This is a genomic window from Arthrobacter sp. BG3 (genome assembly GCF_056680185.1).
Map to the genome: position 1 here is coordinate 2,432,095 of NZ_CM155270.1, position 17,224 is coordinate 2,449,318.

A 17,224-nucleotide genomic window follows, 5' to 3' on the forward strand; every position below is an offset into this window, starting at 1 on the left:
ATGGTTGCCAGCGAGTCCTGGCCCGTCTGGGGCATGGAAGCCGGCGTCACCGTCACCGATGCCGGCGCGCTCGCCGCAGCCGCAGCCATTGTCCGGCGGACCCTTGCCGACATTGACGATGCCTGCAGCCGATTCAGGGACGATTCGGAACTGGCGCTGCTCGGTCCCCAGCTTGCCGCGGGCGCCCGCGTCAGCCCGCTGCTGGCTCTGCTCGTCGAAGGCGCCCTCGACGCCGCCCGCTGGACGGACGGCGACGTCGACCCGACCCTGGGCCGGGAGCTCGAAGCCCTGGGCTATGACCGGGACATCGTGAGCGTCAGGCTCCTTCCCGGCCACGGCGTCGCGGATGGTGCCGCCTCCGGGCTTCCCCCCGCGACCCGCGAGGCCTCCGGCTGGACCCGCGTCAGCCTTTCCGGGCGCAAGCTGACAGTTCCCGCGGGCACCCGCTTGGACCTTGGAGCCACAGCCAAAGCCATTGCCGCGGACCGGGCCGCCGCTCAGGTGTACTCCGAGCTGGGCTGCGGCGTGCTGGTCAGCCTTGGCGGGGACCTGGCCTCTGCCGGACCCGCACCGGAAGGCTGCTGGCAGGTGCTCGTCCAGGACCTTGCGGACGATCCGTCCCAGCAGTTGAGCCTCGGCGCCGGGTTCGCGATGGCCACCTCCAGCACCCAGAAACGGCGGTGGGAGCACGCGGGTGCCCAGATCCACCACATCCTTGACCCGCGCTTCGGTCTCCCCGCCGAGACTGTGTGGCGCTCCGTCACCGTCGCGGCCCCGACGTGCCTGGAGGCCAATGCCTTCAGCACCGCCGGCGTCGTCCGGGGTTTCCGGGCCGTGGACTGGTTCCGGGGCCGGGGCATTGCCGGCCGCTTCGTTGACCAGCACGGACGGACCATCGTCACCGGCGCGTGGCCCAGCGAGCAGCCTGCGACGTCGGGGCGGCGCCACCATGGATGAAGCCATGTGGGCTTTCGGGCGGGTAAGCGGCTTCATCTCCCTGGCGTTGTTTACCGCGACGGTGCTGCTGGGCATCCTGACCCGCTCCGGCAGGCCGCTCATTGTCCTGCCGCGGTTCTCCGTCACCCTCCTGCACCGCAACTTCGCCCTCCTCGCCTCAGTCTTCCTCGGCCTCCATGTGGGGTCGCTGCTGCTGGATTCCTACGCCAAGCTGAACCTGGTCGATGTCCTCGTGCCGTTCCTCGGTTCCTACCGGCCGTTCTGGCAGGGCCTGGGCACGGTCGCCATGGACCTCGTGCTTGCCATTGTCGTCACGGGCCTGCTGCGGCACCGCATCGGGCAGCGAACCTTCAAAGCAGTCCATTGGCTCAGCTACGCCATGTGGCCCATCGCCCTGGTCCACGCCATCGGCAACGGCACCGACGGGACCGGCAAATGGTTCCTGATCCTGGCCGCAGCGTCGGTGGCGGCCGTCGGCGGCGCCGTCGCCTGGCGTCTTTCCGCCACCTTCCTCGAAACGTCCAAAGCCCGTCAAGGAGGTCTGCCATGACCCCGCCCGACACCTCGCTTGCCGAATTCCGCCGGCTCCAGGCACCAGCGGGGACGTTCAGGCTCTTCGCCGCCGGGGCCTACGCCGGACTGCAGGACCATCTCAGTGCCTTCGGGCCGCTGGATACCGGCAGCATCGGACCGGATTTCATCCGGGTGCTGGAAGCCTCCGGACTGACCGGGCGCGGCGGTGCTGCGTTCGCGTCCTGGCGCAAGATGGCGGCGACGGCGGAATCCCGTTCCGCGGGAATCCTGCCCGCCCGGCCGGTGGTGATCGCCAATGGCGCAGAGGGCGAACCGCTCAGCTTCAAGGACCGGACGCTGCTGGCTAACTCCCCGCACCTCGTGCTCGATGGCCTGCTGGCGGCCAGCCGCGCCGTCGCGGGCTCGCAGATGTACCTCTACGCCGCCGCGGACAGCCTTGCGGGAGTGGCAGCTGCCATTGCCGAGCGGCCGGACGCGAGCCGGATCCGGCTGGTGCCGGCGGCGGAGGCGTTCATCGCGGGGGAAGCCAGTGCCGTGGTCAACGCCATCGCCACCGGCACGGCACTTCCACTGGACAAGCGGCGCCGCCTGAGCGAAGCCGGACTCAAAGGCCGCCCCACGCTGGTGCTGAATGTCGAGACGCTTGCCCACATCGGCCTCATCGCCCGCTACGGTGCCCCCTGGTTCCGCAGCACAGGGTCACCGGCCGACCCCGGCACCCGGCTCGTGACGGTCTCCGGCCCGGGTCCGGCACAAGTGCTGGAAGTTCCCGGAAACGCTGCCCTCGGAACGATTCTTCACGACGCCGGAATTGAGGCCCGTTCCCTCTCCGCCGTTCTGGTCGGCGGATACCACGGCCGTTGGGTCAGGCCGCTGGACTACCGGATCTCGCCCTCCGGCCCGGACGGACAGGCGGTCCGACCCGGGGCCGGAGTAATCCATGCGCTGCCCGCCGACCAGTGCGGCCTGGCGGCCACAGCGCGGATCCTTAACTACTTGGCGGGGGAGTCCGCGCAGCAATGCGGACCGTGTATGTTCGGCCTCCCGGCCATGGCCGGCGTGCTTGACCGGATTGCCTCCGGCGAACCGAACCCGCAGCTGCCGGGGGAGCTGGACCGGCTGAGTAAACTCGTCTCCGGCCGCGGTGCCTGCCATCACCCGGACGGGACCGTCCAACTGGTCCGAAGCGCCCTGGATATCTTCGCCGACGACGTCAAGGCCCACCTCACCGGCTGGTGCACGCGGCAGGACGGGAGTACGTCATGAGCGACACACTGCACATCGACTGGACCAAGTGTGACGGCCGAGGGCTGTGCACTGAGCTGCTTCCGGCGTTGCTGGCCCGCGACGACTGGGGCTACCCGGTGTCGCGGCGGAGCCGGTCAGGCAACCGCACCGACGTGCCCATCGGCGCGGACAGCCTGGACGCGGCGACGGACGCCGTCAGGCTGTGCCCCCGGCTGGCCTTGTCCCTTGTGGGCGAGCGGACCAGCAGGCGGGCGTAGGCCGGGGACCGGCCCGGTGCGTCGGCCTGCCTAGTGGGCGGCTAGCCGAGTGGCGCGCAGCACCGCATCCGTCAGCGCGGCCGCCTCGCCGTCGGGTCCGGTGGCGCTGCGGTGCCGGGTGTCGACGACGTCGAGCCGCCACTCGGGCGCCTCGATCCCCAGCTCCGCGGCCAGCTGCTCGGCCGTGTAGAACCTCTCCGCGTGATCGTGGTGCTCGCCCCACGGCGGCAGACCGTCCGGGTGGTGGCCCACGATCAGCAGCGCTCCTCCGGTCCGCACCGCGGCGGCAGCCAGCTGCAGGGCCTGCTGCCAGGGCATCACGGTGGAATGCAGAAACTGTGCCGTGACCAGATCGAAGAGCTCCCCGGGAACCCAGGTGTCCAGATCCTGCTGCACCCACGTGATGTGCCCGGCCTGCCCGCGCTCCTGCGCGTGCGCTTTGGCCCGTTCCAGCGCGACGGCGGAGACGTCGAGCGCGGTGACTTTCCAGCCGCGGCTGGCGAGCCAGATGGCGTCGGCACCCTCGCCGCAGCCCAGGTCCAGGGCCGTTCCGGGAGGCAGCGGCGCGGCCTCGGCGATCAGCTGCGGATTCGGCTCGCCGCTCCAAATCCTGGCCCGGCTGCGGTACTTCTCGTCCCAGACTTGGGCCGCACTGGAGTTGCTGTTGTCTTCGCGGTGCTCGTGCTCCGTCATCGTTGTCCTTTGGGGCCGTGGGGTCGTGGGTCGTTCCCCATCATGGCAGGGGAAGGCTCCCGGCGACACCAGTAAACCGGCTGCGCCCGGAACTGGACACACGAAGATCACGGCACGGAAACGCTCCCGAAACCTCAGTGATGGAGTCTGGAGCCAGCGACCGAAATGACGCTGGGGTGAATCCGAATCCGGGGAAGGATCAGGCCATGACTGCAGAAGATACGCGGCAGATTCAATCGTGCGAGGAGCTGTCGGTGGGGGATCAGATCGAGGCATGGCATAACGGCAAGCTCTTCCACCGGGGCGAGGTGATCCGGACGGTCGCGGCCACGGACCTGTTCTGGATCCTGGATGAGAAGACCGGAACCCGGAGGCTGATTGACGCCGAGGCGCTGGTAATCCTGCGGGTGGCGGTCCCGGCAGCCACGCACGCCACCGGGGTCCCCGGGCGGCGGGCGGCGGAGGCCCCGCCGGCCAGGGTGCCGGCGTCGCACGTCCCGCTGTTCCAGGCGCCCAGCCTGGTGCCCTGAGCGGGAGGAAACGGCACTTGCCCTGCCGGATGATAGACTGAGGGAACTTGATGTGCAGTGATGCCCACTAATGTTCCGGTTCATCAACCGGTTCCCCTGCTGGATTCCTTCCGGAATCCGCCCGCAGGGAGTGGGATTTTTTCATGTGAGAGGCACATCCTGCGTCGATGAACGCGTTCTATTTGGTCCCGGCCGCCGTCTTAACTAGCAGCTGGCCGGTTGATCACCTGACTTTTCTTCGGCGAACCCCTGGGCCAACCGGCACCGGGGGCCGATATCCGCATGGATACCGCCTGAAAGACCTTTGAAACATATGACTACTTTCGCTGCCCTCGGCACGCCCAAGGCCCTCGCCGACACCCTCACCGCCCAGGGGATCGTTGAACCGTTCCCCATTCAGGTCAAGACCCTGCCGGACACCCTGGCAGGACGCGACGTCCTGGGCCGCGGCCGCACCGGCTCCGGCAAGACCATTGCCTTCGCCATCCCGCTTGTAGCACGACTCGCTGAGCGGGAAGCCAAGCACTTCCGCAAGCCCGGCCGCCCCATGGGCCTGGTCCTCGCCCCGACCCGCGAACTGGCCACCCAGCTCAACGCGACCATCGAACCGATGGCCAAGGCCATGGGCCTGAACACCACCGTGATCTACGGCGGCATCTCCCAGGCCCGCCAGGAAAAGGCGCTGCGCGCCGGCGTCGACATCGTCATCGCCTGCCCCGGCCGCCTGGAGGACCTGATCCGCCAGCGCGTCCTGACCCTCGAAGGTGTCGAGATCACCGTCCTGGACGAGGCCGACCACATGGCCGACCTCGGCTTCCTTCCCGTGGTCAAGAAGCTCATGGACATGACCCCCAGCCAGGGCCAGCGCATGCTCTTCTCCGCCACCCTGGACAACGGCGTGGACAAGATCGTCCAGCGCTACCTGTCCAACCCGCTGACCCATGCAGTGGACGAATCACAGGCCGCGGTGACCACCATGGAACACCACGTGCTCGTCGTCAACGACCAGACCGTCAAGAAGCAGCTGATCGTCGAGCTCGCCTCGGGTGCCGGCCGCCGGGTGCTCTTCATGCGCACCAAGCACCACGCCCGCAAACTGGCGAAGACCCTGACCGACGCCGGTATCCCGGCCGTCGACCTGCACGGCAACCTGTCGCAGAACGCCCGTGACCGCAACCTGGCCGAGTTCTCCTCCGGCGAGGTCCGCGTCCTGGTCGCCACCGACGTTGCCGCCCGCGGTGTCCACGTCGACGACGTCGAGCTTGTCATCCATGTGGATCCGCCCACGGAGCACAAGGCCTACCTTCACCGCTCAGGCCGTACCGCCCGCGCCGGCTCCGACGGCACCGTCGTCACGCTGACCCTGCCGGAGCAGCAGTCCGACGTCAAGAAGCTCATGAAGGCTGCCGGCGTCGACGTCAACTTCGAGCGCGTCACCGCGAACTCGCCGCTGGTCGCACAACTGGTCGGCGAAATGGCCGACAAGATCGATCCGCGGACCCGCGCCGCGCTGCTGGCCGCCAAGTCCAACCAGGGCGGCGGCAGCTCCACCGGCGCCAACGCCGAGCGCAAGCGGGCCCGCCGCACCACCCAGGCTGCACCCACCGCGGGTGGCCGGGGCGGCCGTGGCGGACGAGGACGCGTCGGAGCCGAGGCTCCCCGCACCGACCTTCCCCGTGCCGAGCGCCGTGCCGTGGCCTACGAAGGCCAGGCTGCTGCGCGCAACGCCGCAGAGCGCGTCATCGAACGCAACGAGGACCGTCAGGACGCCGAGCGCGCCGAGCGCCGCAGCGTCCGCAGCCGCTCCACCTCGTACGGCACGCACCGGAACGACGTTCCGGCTGCAGGCGGCCGCGCTTCGGCCGGCCGCGGTTCCGACGGCCGCGCCGCAGAAGGGCGCAGCGACGCCCGGGGCGCTTCGGCTCCCCGCAGCGGCGCACCCCGCACGGGCGGCGCACCCCGCACGGGCGGCGCAACCGGCGGGCAGCGCGGCGGACGTCCGGCAACGGGCCAGCGTGCAGCAGCCGGCGCGAAGACCGGCTCCAACGCGGCCGTTTGGTCCTCCAACACCGGCGGCACCTCGGGCGGATCCTACGCAGGCGGCGGCAACGGCCGCTCCGGCGAAGGACGTCCGGCACGCAGCGGCGGCCCCCGCCGCGCGTCCGCCCCGGCGTCGAACGAACGCCGCAGCCGCTAAGGTTTCGGTTTTCCGCTACGCAAAGTAGCTCGCGCTACGCGAAATGCCGGACGCTACGGGAATTCCGCAGCGACCGGCATTTCGCGCATCGCCAACCACGAAGCGCAGCGTCAGCCGCCGAGCGCAGCGCGAACCACGAAGCGCAGCGCCAGCTACCAGCCGCGGGCGCGCCACTCCGCCAGGTGCGGGCGTTCCGCGCCCAAGGTTGTCGGTTTCCCGTGGCCCGGGTGCACCACAGTGTCATCCGGATACACGTCGAACAGCCGCTCGCTGACGTCGCTGATCAGCTGGGCGAACCGCTCCGGATCCTTCTGGGTATTGCCTACGCCGCCGGGAAACAGCGAGTCGCCGGAGAAAATGTGCGCCGGGCCCTCCGGGTCCTGGTAGACGAGGGCGATCGAACCCGGGGTATGGCCGCGCAGATGCACTGCTGTCACGTTGAAGCCGTCGAAGTTGCCGACGTCCCCGTGGTCCAGCAGCACATCCACCGGCACCGGCAGCTCGGGGGCGTCATCCGCCCCGGCGGCCGTCTTCACCCCCGTAGCGGCCACCAGGCCCGGCAGTGCACGGACATGGTCCCAGTGCTGGTGGGTGGTGGCGACCAGCGCCAGCTTCGGCGTCGCGGAGGTATCCGCGGCGGCGTCGGCAAGCAGCCCCTGGATGGCGGCCAGATCATCGGCCGCATCGATCAGGAGCTGCGCGCCCGAGGCCTTGCTGGTGAGCAGATACACATTGTTGTCCATCTCGCCGACCGAAATCCGGCGGATGGTGATGTCACGTAACGAGTGAATGAGCGAGTCCATGGGCTTCAGTCTACGGACGCGGTCATTCACGTCCCTCGGACACCCAGTTGGGGTCCGCGGAGCGGGAGCCGACGACGGCGTCCGCAGCGGCGTCGAGTTTCTCGAGTTGCGCCGGGGTGAAGTCGAGCACCAGGGCTCCCAGGTTCTCGTCGATCCGGTCCGCCTTGCGGGTGCCGGGGATGGGGACCACGGGCAGTCCCAGCCTCCGGCCCTGCACCAGAAGCCAGGCCAGGGCGACCTGGGCAGGAGTTGCAGCCTGCCCGGCGGAGGAAAGTTCCGCCGCGACTGACTGCACCGCGGCAACCACCTCATGGTTGGCGTCCATCGCCGCCTCGGCGAAGCGGGGGATGTTGCGACGGAAGTCGTTGCTGCCCAGCTTCGACGCGTCCACGGTGCCGGTGAGGAATCCCCGGCCCAACGGCGAATAGGGCACAAAACCCACCCCGAGCTCGGCCGCAGCAGGAACAACATTGCGTTCCACATCGCGGCTCCAGATGGACCATTCGCTCTGGACCGCGGCGATCGGGTGGACGCTGCTGGCTTCACGCAGCTCCTCGGCCGTCACCTCAGACAGGCCAAGATGCCGCACCTTGCCGGCCTGCACCAGCCCCGCCATGGCCTCCACGGTTTCCACTATCGGAACGCGGAGGTCACGGCGGTGCATGTAGTACAGGTCGATGGTGTCGGTGCCGAGGCGCTTCAGGCTGCGGTCGACGGCCTCCCGCACATACGCGGCGTCGCCCCGGATGTCCGAGTAGCCGGTGGATGGCGTGCCCACCAGGCCGAACTTGGTGGCCAGCTGCACTTCGCCGCGGCGGTCCTTGAGGAGCCGGCCGATCAGCTCCTCATTGCTGCCTCCGCCGTAGATGTCCGCCGTGTCGATGAAGCTGACCCCGGCATCCACTGCGTGGTGCAGGGTCCGCAGGGCCTCGGCCGGATCCACTTCCCCGTACACCGGGGTCAGGGCCATGCCGCCGAACCCCAGGGGGCTGACCATGAGGCCGTCGCCGAGCCGGACTTTCGCAGTATTCATTGGGGTCTGTCTCCATTCGTTGTTTCCTACCCCCAACCTCTGCCCGCGCCGGTGTATTCCGCAGCTCCTACCGGATGTCCGGTCCGGGCGCGGTCTGACCGGGCGGGGGCGGCGGGGAGGGCGCGGGTTCCCGGGCGGGCAGCAGCTTCAGGCCGGCCGCGCAGCCCACAATCCCCGCGATGAACAGCAGTTTCAGCGGGCTGGCGGGCTCGACGCCGGTCGCCATTGCCCAGCCGACAGTCAGGGCTGCGCCGATTCCCACCCAGACGGCGTAGGCCGTGCCGAGCGGGATGCTCTTGACGGCCAGACCCAGCCCCACCATGCTCAGGGTCGCGGTCAGCGCGAACACGAGGGTGGGCAGCGGGCGGGTGAAGCCGTCGGAGAGCCCCAGTGCGGTGGCCCAGACCGCCTCCAGCACAGCGGAGGCGAGCAGGATGAGCCAAGCCAGTGTCGGTGCCGTCGCCGGGCTGGCCGATTTCGGGATGCGGTTCTCGGCCATTCTCACGCCACCAGCCTCAGGCCGGCCACACAGGCGAGGATCCCGGCGAGCAGCAGGATCCGCGCCGCGCTGGCGGGTTCAACTTTGCTGATCATGGCGTAGGCGGACGTCAGCACCACGCCCACGCCCACCCAGACCGCGTAGGCGGTGCCGGTCGGGATGGACTGCATGGCGACCGCGAGGCCGCCGGTGCTGGCCAGCACGGCGGTGAGGAAGAGGGCGGCCGGCGCAATCCGGCGGCGGCCCGTGGCCTGCGAGGTCCGGTGCAGGGCTGCGGCCCAGACGGCCTCCAGCGAGCCGGAAAGTATCAGAATCAACCACGACATAACTGCTCCTGTGGCCAGTCTTGTCGCGTGCCGGGTACTGATCCGTCGTCCGGAGGCTCCCGGGGAAGGGGCCTTGATTCCAGCCTAGCAACGCTCCTGCGGGGAGGTGAACCCCGGCGATGTAACTGCGTTCCGGACCCAGCAGCCCGGCGTTGGCCAGGAAGCCCGCGCCGGCGGCGTATCCCCAGGCGCCCGGACCAGTTCCTCGACCACCGGCCGGATGAGCTTGTCCACGGCGCCGCCGGTGACCCGTCCGGAGAGGGCCGCCAAAGCGGTTCCCGTCTCTGCCGCCCACGCCGCGAGCCTGTCCTCGACGCCGGTGCCGATGCCGGTGAAAGTGGCGTCGATTTCCGCGGCGGCGGCCAGGGCGGTGGCGTCCGCAGCGGTGGTGGCTTCAGACAAAGGGTCTCCGCCTTAGCTCGAAGGAACGGGTGGGATGGAGCGCCTGGACTGCTCATTCAAGAGCCAGTCCGTGGTGGCCGCGATCAGGGCCTTCACCGACGCTTCGGCCGCTGCCGGCTGGTGGGACTCGACGGCGGCCGCGACCTCCGCGAGGAGCCCGGCGCTCCCCGCGCGGTAGCCGGAGTCGGCGCACGGCAGCAGCGTGAGCGCGCCCAGCTCTGCCTGCAGGCGGATCAGTTCCCGTGCCAGCCGGGCCGAACGGGCAATCGCGGCCACCTCGAGCAGGAACTCGGAGAGGGTCAGTCTCCAGCGCAGCGGATCCGCCTCCTCCGGGGGGATGAACGAACGCAGGGTGGCCATGTCCGCGGCGTCGGAGCGCAGGGCCGCGACGCCGGCGCACGCGGCGGCTATGGCCTGGTAGTGCAGCCCCAGATCACTGATCTGGGGCCCGGTCAGCTCCCTCAACTGGTTCAGCGCGCGTTCCGGGGAGGGAAAGACATCGTCAGCGATGAAGCTTCCGCCGCTGCGGCCCCGCACCGTGCGGATGATCCCCGAAGTCCGCAGCTGCGACAGCGCCTCCCGGGCGGTCACTGCAGAGACGCCAAGCGCCGCGGCGAGTTCCGTTTCATTGGGCAGCCGCTGGCCGCCGGTGAGCAGCCCGGTCTCCACTGCCTGTTCGATTCTTCCGCACACCTCGTCCACCAGGCCCCGGGATTTGATCGGCGTGAACACGGCCGCCAGGCTCCGGGAGGCGCCCTGTGGGGTGGGCAGCATCCGGGCCTCCCTGTCAGTTTCCTGCTTCGTTCCCTGGCATCCAGGAGCGGGCACTGGGGGGCTGCCTGCGCCCGGTAGCTGCCATCCTAATCCGGGCTGTCGAGGGGGTCTATACACAAAAACTATGGAGTAATAGTATTTGGCCCAGCAGCCGGTTGTGTCCTGGGTCACATGCGGCTGTGTCGCATCTAAGACGATCCGGCAACGGAGTTAGGCGCACCCGATGACCGAAACGCTCGCCGCCGGCCGGCCGACGGGAACGGACGCGGTTCCGGCGATCCGGCTGCGGAAACTCACCAAAGTCTTCGGCGACACCGTCGCCGTCAACGCCGTCGACTTGGACATCCGCCAGGGCGAGTTCTTCTCCATGCTCGGTCCGTCAGGATCCGGCAAAACCACGGTCCTGCGCCTGATCGCGGGCTTCGAATTGCCCACCTCCGGAAGCGTCGAGCTCGAGGGCAGGGACGTCACCGGACTGGCACCCTTCGAGCGGGACCTCAACACCGTCTTCCAGGACTATGCCCTGTTCCCGCACATGTCCCTCGTGGACAACGTCGCCTATGGCCTGCGCGTGCGGGGGATGCCCCGGAAGGAACGCCACGAGCGGGCCCGCGAGGCACTCGATCGCGTGCAGCTGGGCAAGTTCGTCGGCCGCAAACCGGCCCAGCTCTCCGGCGGCCAGCGCCAGCGTGTGGCCCTGGCCCGGGCCCTGGTGGTCCAGCCCAAGGTGCTGCTGCTGGATGAGCCACTCGGCGCCCTGGACCTGAAGCTCCGGCAGCAGATGCAGGTCGAACTGAAGGAATTGCAGCGCTCGCTCGGCATCACCTTCATCTTCGTCACCCATGACCAGGAGGAGGCCCTGACGATGAGCGACCGGATCGGCGTCTTCAACAACGGGAGCCTGGAGCAGATCGGCACGGCGCACGAGATCTACGAGCGCCCCGGCGGAGCGTTCGTGGCCAACTTTGTCGGCACCTCAAATATCTTCGACGCCGCCCAAGCCCGGAAGCTCTACGGCCGCGCGGAGCAGGTCTGCATCCGGCCGGAGCGGCTGCGCCTGTTCTGGGCCGGGGCCCCGGAACCGCGCCCCGGTGTCACCTCCTGCCCCGGAACGGTCACTGCGCTGGTTTACGTGGGGCACGCCACCCAGGTGCGCGTGCAGCTCGACGACGGTCCCGCCGTCGTCGCTCTCGTCCCGGAGACGCTGCCCGGCGGCGACGCGGAACTGCTGGAACGGCGCGTCACCGTCAGCTGGGACGACAACGCCGCCGTCTGGCTGCCCTCCCACGGCTCCTGAAACCTCGGTCCCGCGTTCAAGCGCGCAGTGTCCGGTTCGCCCACCCAACGAAAGGTAAGGATCATGGCATCAAGGAACAGGGCCTCCCGCGTGGTCGGGGTGGTTGCGGCGGCAGCGCTCGCATTGGCGGGCTGCGGCACCACCGGCGGGGGATCGGCCACCCCGTCGGCGCAGCCGGTCAAGACCGAGATCGGCGCCGGCGAAGGCCAGCTGTCCATCCTTGGGTGGCCCGGGTACGTCGAGGACGGCAGCAACGACCCCGCGGTGGACTGGGTGCATCCGTTCGAACAAGAGACCCAGTGCAAGGTCAGCTTCAAGCCGTTCGGCACCTCCGACGAGGCCGTGACGCTCATGCGCACCGGACAGTACGACGTCATCTCGGCGTCGGGGGATGCCTCACTGCGGCTGATCGCCGGCCAGGACGTCCAGCCGGTCAACATGAGCCTGCTGAAGAACTACCCCGATATCTACCCGTTCCTGAAGGACAAAGCCTGGAACACCGTCAACGGCACGAACTACGGAATGCCCCACGGCTGGGGCGCCAATCTGCTGATGTACAGCACGGACAAGGTCACCCCGGCGCCCACCTCCTGGAGTGCGGTGTTTGACGACGCCGCCAAGAACACCGGCAAGGTCACCGCCTACGATTCGCCCATCTACATCGCCGACGCAGCCGTCTACCTGATGGCGCACAAGCCGGAGCTGGGCATCAAGAACCCCTATGCCCTCGACAAGGACCAGCTTGCCGCCGCCGTCGGTCTGCTCAAGCAGCAGCGCACGCACATCGGCGAGTACTGGAGCGACGTCGTGAAGGAGGTCCAGGCCTTCACTTCCGGGAGCACCGTGGTCGGCACCACCTGGCAGGTGGGGGCGAACATCGCCGTGGCCGACGGCGCCAAGGTCGCGACCCTCATTCCGCAGGAGGGTGCCACCGGCTGGTCGGACACCTGGATGATCGGGTCCAAGACCAAGAACCAAAACTGCGCCTACAAGTGGCTCGACTACATCGCCAGTCCCCAGGTGAATGCCCAGGTGGCGGAGTACTTTGGCGAATCCCCGTCCAATGCCAAGGCCTGCGAGCTGACCAAGGACAAGTCGCACTGCGAGACCTACCACTCCGGTGATGCCGCCTACGCCGAAAAGATCTGGTACTGGACAACTCCGGTGGCCGAGTGCCTGGACGGCCGCAAGGACGTCAAATGCACGGATTACTCGGAATGGACGAAGGCCTGGACCGAAATCAAGGGCTGAGATGGCACTCCCGACGCAGCACCCGGCGCCCGGGGCACCCCGGGCCGCTTCCGCAGTGCCCCCGCCCAAAGCCAACAGGTTCTCGGCGCTGCTGCACCGCTCGCCGAGGCTACGGCTGGCGGGGCTGATCACCGCCCCCGCCGGCTGGCTCGTGCTCGTCTACATCGCCGCCCTGGCGGCGCTGCTGATTACCGCGTTCTGGACCGTGGACACCTTCACCGGCAAGGTGTCCACGGACTGGACGACCGAGAACCTGGTGACGGTCCTGACCGATCCGGTCTACCAGCGGATCACCCTGCGGACGCTGTGGATCGCGGTAGCGGTGACCGTGATCGACCTGGTCCTTGCGCTGCCCATGGCGTTCTTCATCGCCAAGGTTGCCAGCGCCCGCTGGCAGAAGCTGCTGGTGGTGGCGGTGCTGATGCCGCTGTGGGCGAGCTACCTGGTCAAGGCCTACGCCTGGCGGAACGTGCTCGCCGACGGCGGGCTGCTGGAGTGGCTGGGGGCGCCGATCGGGCTGCAGTCCCCGGGCTACGGCGAAACGGCAGTGATCCTGACGCTGTCCTACATCTGGCTGCCGTTCATGATCCTGCCGATCTACGCCGGGTTCGACCGGGTACCCGATTCACTGCTGGAGGCCTCCGGGGACCTGGGCGCGAAACCGCTGACCACCGTTCGGCTGGTGATGCTCCCGTTGCTGGTCCCTTCCATCATCGCCGGGACGATCTTCACGTTTTCGCTCTCGCTGGGGGACTACATCACGGCCCAGATTGTCGGCGGCACCACCCAGATGCTCGGCACCGTGGTCTACGCCAACGTTGGAGCCGCAAACAACCTGCCGTTTGCCGCGGCGGTCTCGCTGGTGCCGATCGCGATCATCACGCTCTATCTCTTCATCGTCCGGCGCACCGGCGCCCTGGATAGCCTGTGAACGGCGCCCAGCCCGTGGAAGCCGCCCAGCCCGTGGACGCCGGACTGCGCGTGCGGCCGGCAGGAGCACCATGAGACTTTCCCGAAGCGCCAAAGTCATCCTCGGCGTCGTCACTGTGCTGGTCTTCCTCTTCATCTACGTGCCGCTGCTGCTGGTGGTGGTGAACTCCTTCAACGCGGACCGGACCTTTGGCTGGCCGCCGCGGGGGCTGACCCTGGAATGGTGGGGGCGGGCCTTCGATTCCGCCGGCGTCCGTGGGGCGGTGGTGTCCTCGCTCTGGGTGGCGGCGGTCTCGACCATCATTTCGCTGGTGCTGGGGACGCTCCTGGCGCTGGCCCTGCTGCGTTACAAGTTCTTCGGCCGGGATGTCATCAGCCTGCTCGTGATCCTGCCGATCGCGCTGCCAGGAATCGTGACCGGCATCGCCCTGAACAACATGTTCACCACCATCCTCGGCGTCTCGCTGAGCCTGTGGACCGTGGTCATCGCGCACGCCACCTTCTGCATGGTGACGGTGTTCAACAACGTCATTGCGCGGCTGCGCCGGATGAGCGGCGGGCTGGAGGAGGCGTCCGCCGATCTGGGCGCCGGCGTGTTCACCACGTTCCGGCTGGTCACTTTCCCGCAGCTCCGCTCTGCCCTGCTGGCCGGTGGGCTGCTGGCGTTCGCCCTGAGCTTCGATGAGATCATCGTGACCACCTTCACCATCGGTGCCGGCGACACCACCCTGCCGATCTGGATCCTGCAGAACCTCTTCCGGCCCAATCAGGCGCCCGTGGTCAATGTGGTGGCCGTTGTGCTGATTGTGGTCTCGATTGTGCCGATCTGGCTCGCGCAGCGGCTCTCGGAGGACTCGGTGGGGATCGGCGCTGCGCGCGTGAAGGCAACGGAAAGCTAGTCCGCGACGCGGTCGATCGATACGACCGCCAGGAACCCCCGGCCCAGGATTTCCGGCGTGGCACTGTCGGAACCGACGACGGCGTCATAGCGGTCCAGCGTCCTTGGCCCGGCGGCGCCCGTCCCGGCCGCGCCAGCCGGCGTGTTTTCGGCTTCTGGACCGGCCGGAGTGCCTGGCTCGTCGCCTGCGGTGCCGGGGCTGACGGTGGCCTGGCCCTGAAGCAGGATCCCCAGCTGGCCCTCGAACACCGGGTGCGCCCGCTTCTTCGAGAGTTCAATGATGGAGGTGTAGCCCTTGAAGGCGCCGTGGCGGGTGATGACGTTCAGGTCGCGGATGTCTCCCGTGGGCAATGCCCCGGCCGCAGCGGCGTCGCCGGAGAACCGGAACGGGCGGTACTTCTCGAGCGGGTGCTCGGCGCCGTCGACGCTCAGCAGCAGCAGTTCGCCCTCGACCACGGTGAGCACCCGGTCCATGCCGGGAAACGCCGAAAAATCGCCCGCCTTGGACATCTCGGCGATGCTCACCCACCAGTCCCAGCCGCCCGCCGAACCAGTGCTGTCCTGACCAGTGCTGTCCTGACCGGTGCTGCCCTGCGGGGCGGTTGCCGAGGGCTGGCTGGCCAGTTCGCGGGTCACCCCGCCGCCGTTGCGCCAGGGTTGGACTTTCAGCTCGGCATAGCGGATGATCTCCATCCCTCCACCCTATCCGCCGGCCGGGACCGCCATCCGCCGGGCGTGCCGCCGCCAATGCCGCCGAGGTCCGACTTCGCGCCCATGTTCCGGACAAACATGGGCGCCGAATCTCACCTCGGGGCGGGTGAGGCGCCGGCTTGCCACGGACCTTGCTAACGTCAGAGCCAGGAAACACTGCAGAAGGAGCCGAATGTTCGTCAAGGTATGCGGGCTCAGCACCCCGGAGTCGGTCCGGACCGCGGCAGAGTCGGGGGCGGACGCCGTCGGCTTCGTCCTGACCCGCAGCCCCCGCGAAGTGACCCCCGCGCAGGTCCGTGAACTCCTGGCCCACGTCCCGGCGGGAATCCCCGCCGTCGGCGTCTTCCGGCACGAGGCTGCGGCAGCCGCCGTCGCGCTGGCCCGCGAGGCCGGACTGGACTGGGTCCAGCTCCACGGCGACCGGAGCCCGGAAGATGTGCGCACCGTGCACGACGCCGGACTCAAGCTCATCCGGGCCGTCACCATGTCCGCCGCGCCCGGGGCGTTCGCGGACTGGGGCGAGGAACTGCTCCTGGTCGACGCCGCCGTGCCCGGCTCCGGCGAGGCCTGGGACTACGCCTCGGTCCGTGACAGGGGGCTGGCCGGACGCCGCTGGCTGCTCGCCGGCGGGCTCCATCCCGGCAACGTCACCGCCGCCGCTTCGCAGGCAGGTGCCTGGGGTGTGGACGTCTCCTCCGGCGTCGAATCCTCCCGCGGGGTGAAGGACCTGGCCAAAATCCGGGAATTCGTGACGGCGGCCAAATCCGCGGCCGCGCAGCCCTGAACACCGCCGCAGGAATGCCGCCGGACCGCACCGTGTTGGCCCTGACATGAAGCGCATCGGATTTCTGTCCTTTGGACACTGGGGCCCCGGCGAGGGTTCCCGCACCCGGACCGCCCGCGACGCCCTGCTGCAGGGCATCGACCTCGCCGTCGCCGCCGAGGAGCTGGGCGTGGACGGAGCGTACTTCCGGGTGCACCACTTCGCCCGGCAGCAGGCCTCCCCATTCCCCCTGCTGGCCGCCGTCGCCGCCCGGACCAGCCGGATCGAAATGGGAACCGGCGTGATCGACATGCGCTACGAGAACCCCCTGTACATGGCCGAGGAGGCCGCCGCGACGGACCTGATCAGCGGCGGGAGGCTGCAGCTGGGGATCAGCCGCGGCTCACCCGAACCCGCCCGCGACGGCGCCGCCGCTTTCGGCCATGTGCCGGCCGACGGCGAGACCGACGCGGACATGGCCCGGCGGCACACCGCGGTGTTCCGCCGGGCCATCTCGGGGGCCGGGATGGCGGAGGCCGAGCCGCGCTACGCGGCCGGCGGATCAGGGCTGCTGCCCGTGCAGCCGCATTCGGCGGGCCTCGGCGAACGGATCTGGTGGGGCGCCGGCTCGCGCGCCACCGCGGTCTGGACCGCGGAACAAGGCATGAACCTGATGAGCTCCACACTGCTCACCGAGGACACCGGTGTGCCCTTCGACCAGCTTCAGGCCGAGCAGATCAGCATGTTCCGCCAGGCCTGGGCCGACGCCGGCCATCAGCACGAGCCGCGCGTTTCGGTCAGCCGCAGCATCCTGCCGATCGTCGACGATGAGGACCGGAGGTTCTTCGGCCTCAGCGCCCTGCGGGAGAAGCGCGACCAGGTCGGGGTGATCGACGGGCTTGTGGCCCGGTTCGGCCGAAGCTACGTCGGCGAGCCTGACGCCATTGCCGGGGAACTGGCCGCCGACGCCGCCGTGCAGGCCGCCGACACCCTGCTGCTCACCGTGCCCAACCAGCTCGGCGTGGATTTCAACGCCAAACTGCTGGGCACCGTGGTCCGGCACATCGCCCCGGCGATCGGCTGGGCACCGACGCCGCGGCCGTAGCCTGGGCGCCAGCGGG

20 protein-coding genes and 1 riboswitch are annotated in these 17,224 nt (G+C 69.1%); of the genes, 12 read left to right on the forward strand and 8 right to left on the reverse strand.

The genetic code is table 11. From position 1 onward, the window contains the following. The 4 genes from AC1MFL_RS10800 to AC1MFL_RS10815 are packed head-to-tail and all read left to right on the forward strand — an operon-like array spanning nucleotide 1 to nucleotide 2,996. A complete protein-coding gene (locus AC1MFL_RS10800; RefSeq protein ID WP_479809623.1) occupies nucleotides 1-957 on the forward strand; it encodes an FAD:protein FMN transferase in 957 nt (318 codons plus the stop codon). Continuing rightward, on the forward strand, nucleotides 950-1,507 hold the full coding sequence (locus tag AC1MFL_RS10805) for a ferric reductase-like transmembrane domain-containing protein (protein WP_479809624.1): 558 nt from the start codon (nucleotides 950-952) through the stop codon (nucleotides 1,505-1,507). The genes AC1MFL_RS10800 and AC1MFL_RS10805 overlap by 8 nt, the downstream gene beginning before the upstream one ends. Beyond that, complete coding sequence (locus AC1MFL_RS10810) at nucleotides 1,504-2,757, forward strand: NADH-ubiquinone oxidoreductase-F iron-sulfur binding region domain-containing protein (protein WP_479809626.1); 1,254 nt, start codon at nucleotides 1,504-1,506, stop codon at nucleotides 2,755-2,757. The genes AC1MFL_RS10805 and AC1MFL_RS10810 overlap by 4 nt, the downstream gene beginning before the upstream one ends. Further along, a complete protein-coding gene (locus AC1MFL_RS10815) occupies nucleotides 2,754-2,996 on the forward strand; it encodes a ferredoxin (RefSeq protein ID WP_479809628.1) in 243 nt (80 codons plus the stop codon). Before AC1MFL_RS10810 ends, AC1MFL_RS10815 begins: the two co-directional genes overlap by 4 nt. Before the next feature lie 30 nt (nucleotides 2,997-3,026). Here the strand turns inward: AC1MFL_RS10815 and AC1MFL_RS10820 are convergent, their stop codons facing one another. Beyond that, nucleotides 3,027-3,689 carry a class I SAM-dependent methyltransferase gene (locus AC1MFL_RS10820; protein WP_479809630.1) on the reverse strand — a complete coding sequence of 221 codons (663 nt, stop codon included), beginning with the start codon at nucleotides 3,687-3,689 and terminating at the stop codon, nucleotides 3,027-3,029. 206 nt (nucleotides 3,690-3,895) lie between these two features. Here AC1MFL_RS10820 and AC1MFL_RS10825 point away from each other — a divergent pair, with 206 nt between their 5' ends. After that, entirely contained in the window at nucleotides 3,896-4,219 is a 324-nt protein-coding gene (locus AC1MFL_RS10825) for a hypothetical protein (protein ID WP_479809631.1), read from the forward strand. A gap of 313 nt (nucleotides 4,220-4,532) precedes the next feature. Continuing rightward, on the forward strand, nucleotides 4,533-6,416 hold the full coding sequence (locus AC1MFL_RS10830) for a DEAD/DEAH box helicase (protein ID WP_479809632.1): 1,884 nt from the start codon (nucleotides 4,533-4,535) through the stop codon (nucleotides 6,414-6,416). A 152-nt stretch (nucleotides 6,417-6,568) separates the two neighbouring features. Here AC1MFL_RS10830 and AC1MFL_RS10835 read toward each other — a convergent pair whose 3' ends face one another. From AC1MFL_RS10835 to AC1MFL_RS10860, 6 genes are all read right to left on the reverse strand, one after another. Continuing rightward, nucleotides 6,569-7,219, reverse strand: a complete 651-nt coding sequence (locus AC1MFL_RS10835) for an MBL fold metallo-hydrolase (protein WP_479809634.1) — start codon at nucleotides 7,217-7,219, stop codon at nucleotides 6,569-6,571. 22 nt (nucleotides 7,220-7,241) lie between these two features. Then, the gene (locus AC1MFL_RS10840) at nucleotides 7,242-8,252 is read right to left on the reverse strand and encodes an aldo/keto reductase (protein WP_479809636.1); all 1,011 of its coding nucleotides are present in this window, start codon (nucleotides 8,250-8,252) and stop codon (nucleotides 7,242-7,244) included. 67 nt (nucleotides 8,253-8,319) lie between these two features. Continuing rightward, a complete protein-coding gene (locus AC1MFL_RS10845; protein ID WP_479815428.1) occupies nucleotides 8,320-8,751 on the reverse strand; it encodes a DMT family transporter in 432 nt (143 codons plus the stop codon). Nucleotides 8,752-8,753: 2 nt separating this feature from the next. Next, nucleotides 8,754-9,077 carry a DMT family transporter gene (locus AC1MFL_RS10850; protein WP_479809638.1) on the reverse strand — a complete coding sequence of 108 codons (324 nt, stop codon included), beginning with the start codon at nucleotides 9,075-9,077 and terminating at the stop codon, nucleotides 8,754-8,756. Between the two features lie 9 nt (nucleotides 9,078-9,086). Beyond that, a riboswitch (guanidine-III (ykkC-III) riboswitch) is annotated at nucleotides 9,087-9,154 on the reverse strand. Nucleotides 9,155-9,161: 7 nt separating this feature from the next. Further along, complete coding sequence (locus AC1MFL_RS10855) at nucleotides 9,162-9,479, reverse strand: hypothetical protein (RefSeq protein ID WP_479809640.1); 318 nt, start codon at nucleotides 9,477-9,479, stop codon at nucleotides 9,162-9,164. A gap of 12 nt (nucleotides 9,480-9,491) precedes the next feature. Continuing rightward, nucleotides 9,492-10,253, reverse strand: a complete 762-nt coding sequence (locus AC1MFL_RS10860) for a FadR/GntR family transcriptional regulator (protein WP_479809642.1) — start codon at nucleotides 10,251-10,253, stop codon at nucleotides 9,492-9,494. A 223-nt stretch (nucleotides 10,254-10,476) separates the two neighbouring features. On the opposite strand from AC1MFL_RS10860, the gene AC1MFL_RS10865 reads away from it, so the two are divergent. From AC1MFL_RS10865 to AC1MFL_RS10880, 4 genes are all read left to right on the forward strand, one after another. Next, a complete protein-coding gene (locus AC1MFL_RS10865; protein ID WP_479809644.1) occupies nucleotides 10,477-11,550 on the forward strand; it encodes an ABC transporter ATP-binding protein in 1,074 nt (357 codons plus the stop codon). A 63-nt stretch (nucleotides 11,551-11,613) separates the two neighbouring features. Next, nucleotides 11,614-12,801, forward strand: coding sequence for an ABC transporter substrate-binding protein (locus AC1MFL_RS10870; RefSeq protein ID WP_479809645.1), 1,188 nt, complete (start codon nucleotides 11,614-11,616; stop codon nucleotides 12,799-12,801). A 1-nt stretch (nucleotide 12,802) separates the two neighbouring features. Continuing rightward, nucleotides 12,803-13,732 carry an ABC transporter permease gene (locus AC1MFL_RS10875; RefSeq protein WP_479809646.1) on the forward strand — a complete coding sequence of 310 codons (930 nt, stop codon included), beginning with the start codon at nucleotides 12,803-12,805 and terminating at the stop codon, nucleotides 13,730-13,732. A gap of 70 nt (nucleotides 13,733-13,802) precedes the next feature. Then, the gene (locus AC1MFL_RS10880; RefSeq protein ID WP_479809647.1) at nucleotides 13,803-14,630 is read left to right on the forward strand and encodes an ABC transporter permease; all 828 of its coding nucleotides are present in this window, start codon (nucleotides 13,803-13,805) and stop codon (nucleotides 14,628-14,630) included. Here AC1MFL_RS10880 and AC1MFL_RS10885 read toward each other — a convergent pair. Continuing rightward, on the reverse strand, nucleotides 14,627-15,322 hold the full coding sequence (locus tag AC1MFL_RS10885) for a HutD/Ves family protein (protein WP_479809649.1): 696 nt from the start codon (nucleotides 15,320-15,322) through the stop codon (nucleotides 14,627-14,629). The genes AC1MFL_RS10880 and AC1MFL_RS10885 overlap by 4 nt on opposite strands. Nucleotides 15,323-15,512: 190 nt before the next feature. Between AC1MFL_RS10885 and AC1MFL_RS10890 the strand changes: the two genes are divergently transcribed. Then, on the forward strand, nucleotides 15,513-16,124 hold the full coding sequence (locus AC1MFL_RS10890) for a phosphoribosylanthranilate isomerase (protein WP_479809651.1): 612 nt from the start codon (nucleotides 15,513-15,515) through the stop codon (nucleotides 16,122-16,124). Between the two features lie 46 nt (nucleotides 16,125-16,170). Further along, a complete protein-coding gene (locus tag AC1MFL_RS10895; protein WP_479809653.1) occupies nucleotides 16,171-17,208 on the forward strand; it encodes an LLM class flavin-dependent oxidoreductase in 1,038 nt (345 codons plus the stop codon). The last annotated feature ends 16 nt before the right edge of the window (nucleotides 17,209-17,224 follow it).

Excerpts from the sequence above, each read along its gene's own strand:
- AC1MFL_RS10800 (WP_479809623.1), top strand. The coding sequence starts at position 1 with ATGGTTGCCAGCGAGTCCTGGCCCGTCTGGGGCATGGAAGCCGGCGTC.
- AC1MFL_RS10805 (WP_479809624.1), top strand. The coding sequence starts at position 950 with ATGGATGAAGCCATGTGGGCTTTCGGGCGGGTAAGCGGCTTCATCTCC.
- AC1MFL_RS10810 (WP_479809626.1), top strand. The coding sequence starts at position 1,504 with ATGACCCCGCCCGACACCTCGCTTGCCGAATTCCGCCGGCTCCAGGCA.
- AC1MFL_RS10815 (WP_479809628.1), top strand. The coding sequence starts at position 2,754 with ATGAGCGACACACTGCACATCGACTGGACCAAGTGTGACGGCCGAGGG.
- AC1MFL_RS10820 (WP_479809630.1), bottom strand. The coding sequence starts at position 3,689 with ATGACGGAGCACGAGCACCGCGAAGACAACAGCAACTCCAGTGCGGCC.
- AC1MFL_RS10825 (WP_479809631.1), top strand. The coding sequence starts at position 3,896 with ATGACTGCAGAAGATACGCGGCAGATTCAATCGTGCGAGGAGCTGTCG.
- AC1MFL_RS10830 (WP_479809632.1), top strand. The coding sequence starts at position 4,533 with ATGACTACTTTCGCTGCCCTCGGCACGCCCAAGGCCCTCGCCGACACC.
- AC1MFL_RS10835 (WP_479809634.1), bottom strand. The coding sequence starts at position 7,219 with ATGGACTCGCTCATTCACTCGTTACGTGACATCACCATCCGCCGGATT.
- AC1MFL_RS10840 (WP_479809636.1), bottom strand. The coding sequence starts at position 8,252 with ATGAATACTGCGAAAGTCCGGCTCGGCGACGGCCTCATGGTCAGCCCC.
- AC1MFL_RS10845 (WP_479815428.1), bottom strand. The coding sequence starts at position 8,751 with ATGGCCGAGAACCGCATCCCGAAATCGGCCAGCCCGGCGACGGCACCG.
- AC1MFL_RS10850 (WP_479809638.1), bottom strand. The coding sequence starts at position 9,077 with ATGTCGTGGTTGATTCTGATACTTTCCGGCTCGCTGGAGGCCGTCTGG.
- AC1MFL_RS10860 (WP_479809642.1), bottom strand. The coding sequence starts at position 10,253 with ATGCTGCCCACCCCACAGGGCGCCTCCCGGAGCCTGGCGGCCGTGTTC.
- AC1MFL_RS10865 (WP_479809644.1), top strand. The coding sequence starts at position 10,477 with ATGACCGAAACGCTCGCCGCCGGCCGGCCGACGGGAACGGACGCGGTT.
- AC1MFL_RS10870 (WP_479809645.1), top strand. The coding sequence starts at position 11,614 with ATGGCATCAAGGAACAGGGCCTCCCGCGTGGTCGGGGTGGTTGCGGCG.
- AC1MFL_RS10875 (WP_479809646.1), top strand. The coding sequence starts at position 12,803 with ATGGCACTCCCGACGCAGCACCCGGCGCCCGGGGCACCCCGGGCCGCT.
- AC1MFL_RS10880 (WP_479809647.1), top strand. The coding sequence starts at position 13,803 with ATGAGACTTTCCCGAAGCGCCAAAGTCATCCTCGGCGTCGTCACTGTG.
- AC1MFL_RS10885 (WP_479809649.1), bottom strand. The coding sequence starts at position 15,322 with ATGGAGATCATCCGCTATGCCGAGCTGAAAGTCCAACCCTGGCGCAAC.
- AC1MFL_RS10890 (WP_479809651.1), top strand. The coding sequence starts at position 15,513 with ATGTTCGTCAAGGTATGCGGGCTCAGCACCCCGGAGTCGGTCCGGACC.
- AC1MFL_RS10895 (WP_479809653.1), top strand. The coding sequence starts at position 16,171 with ATGAAGCGCATCGGATTTCTGTCCTTTGGACACTGGGGCCCCGGCGAG.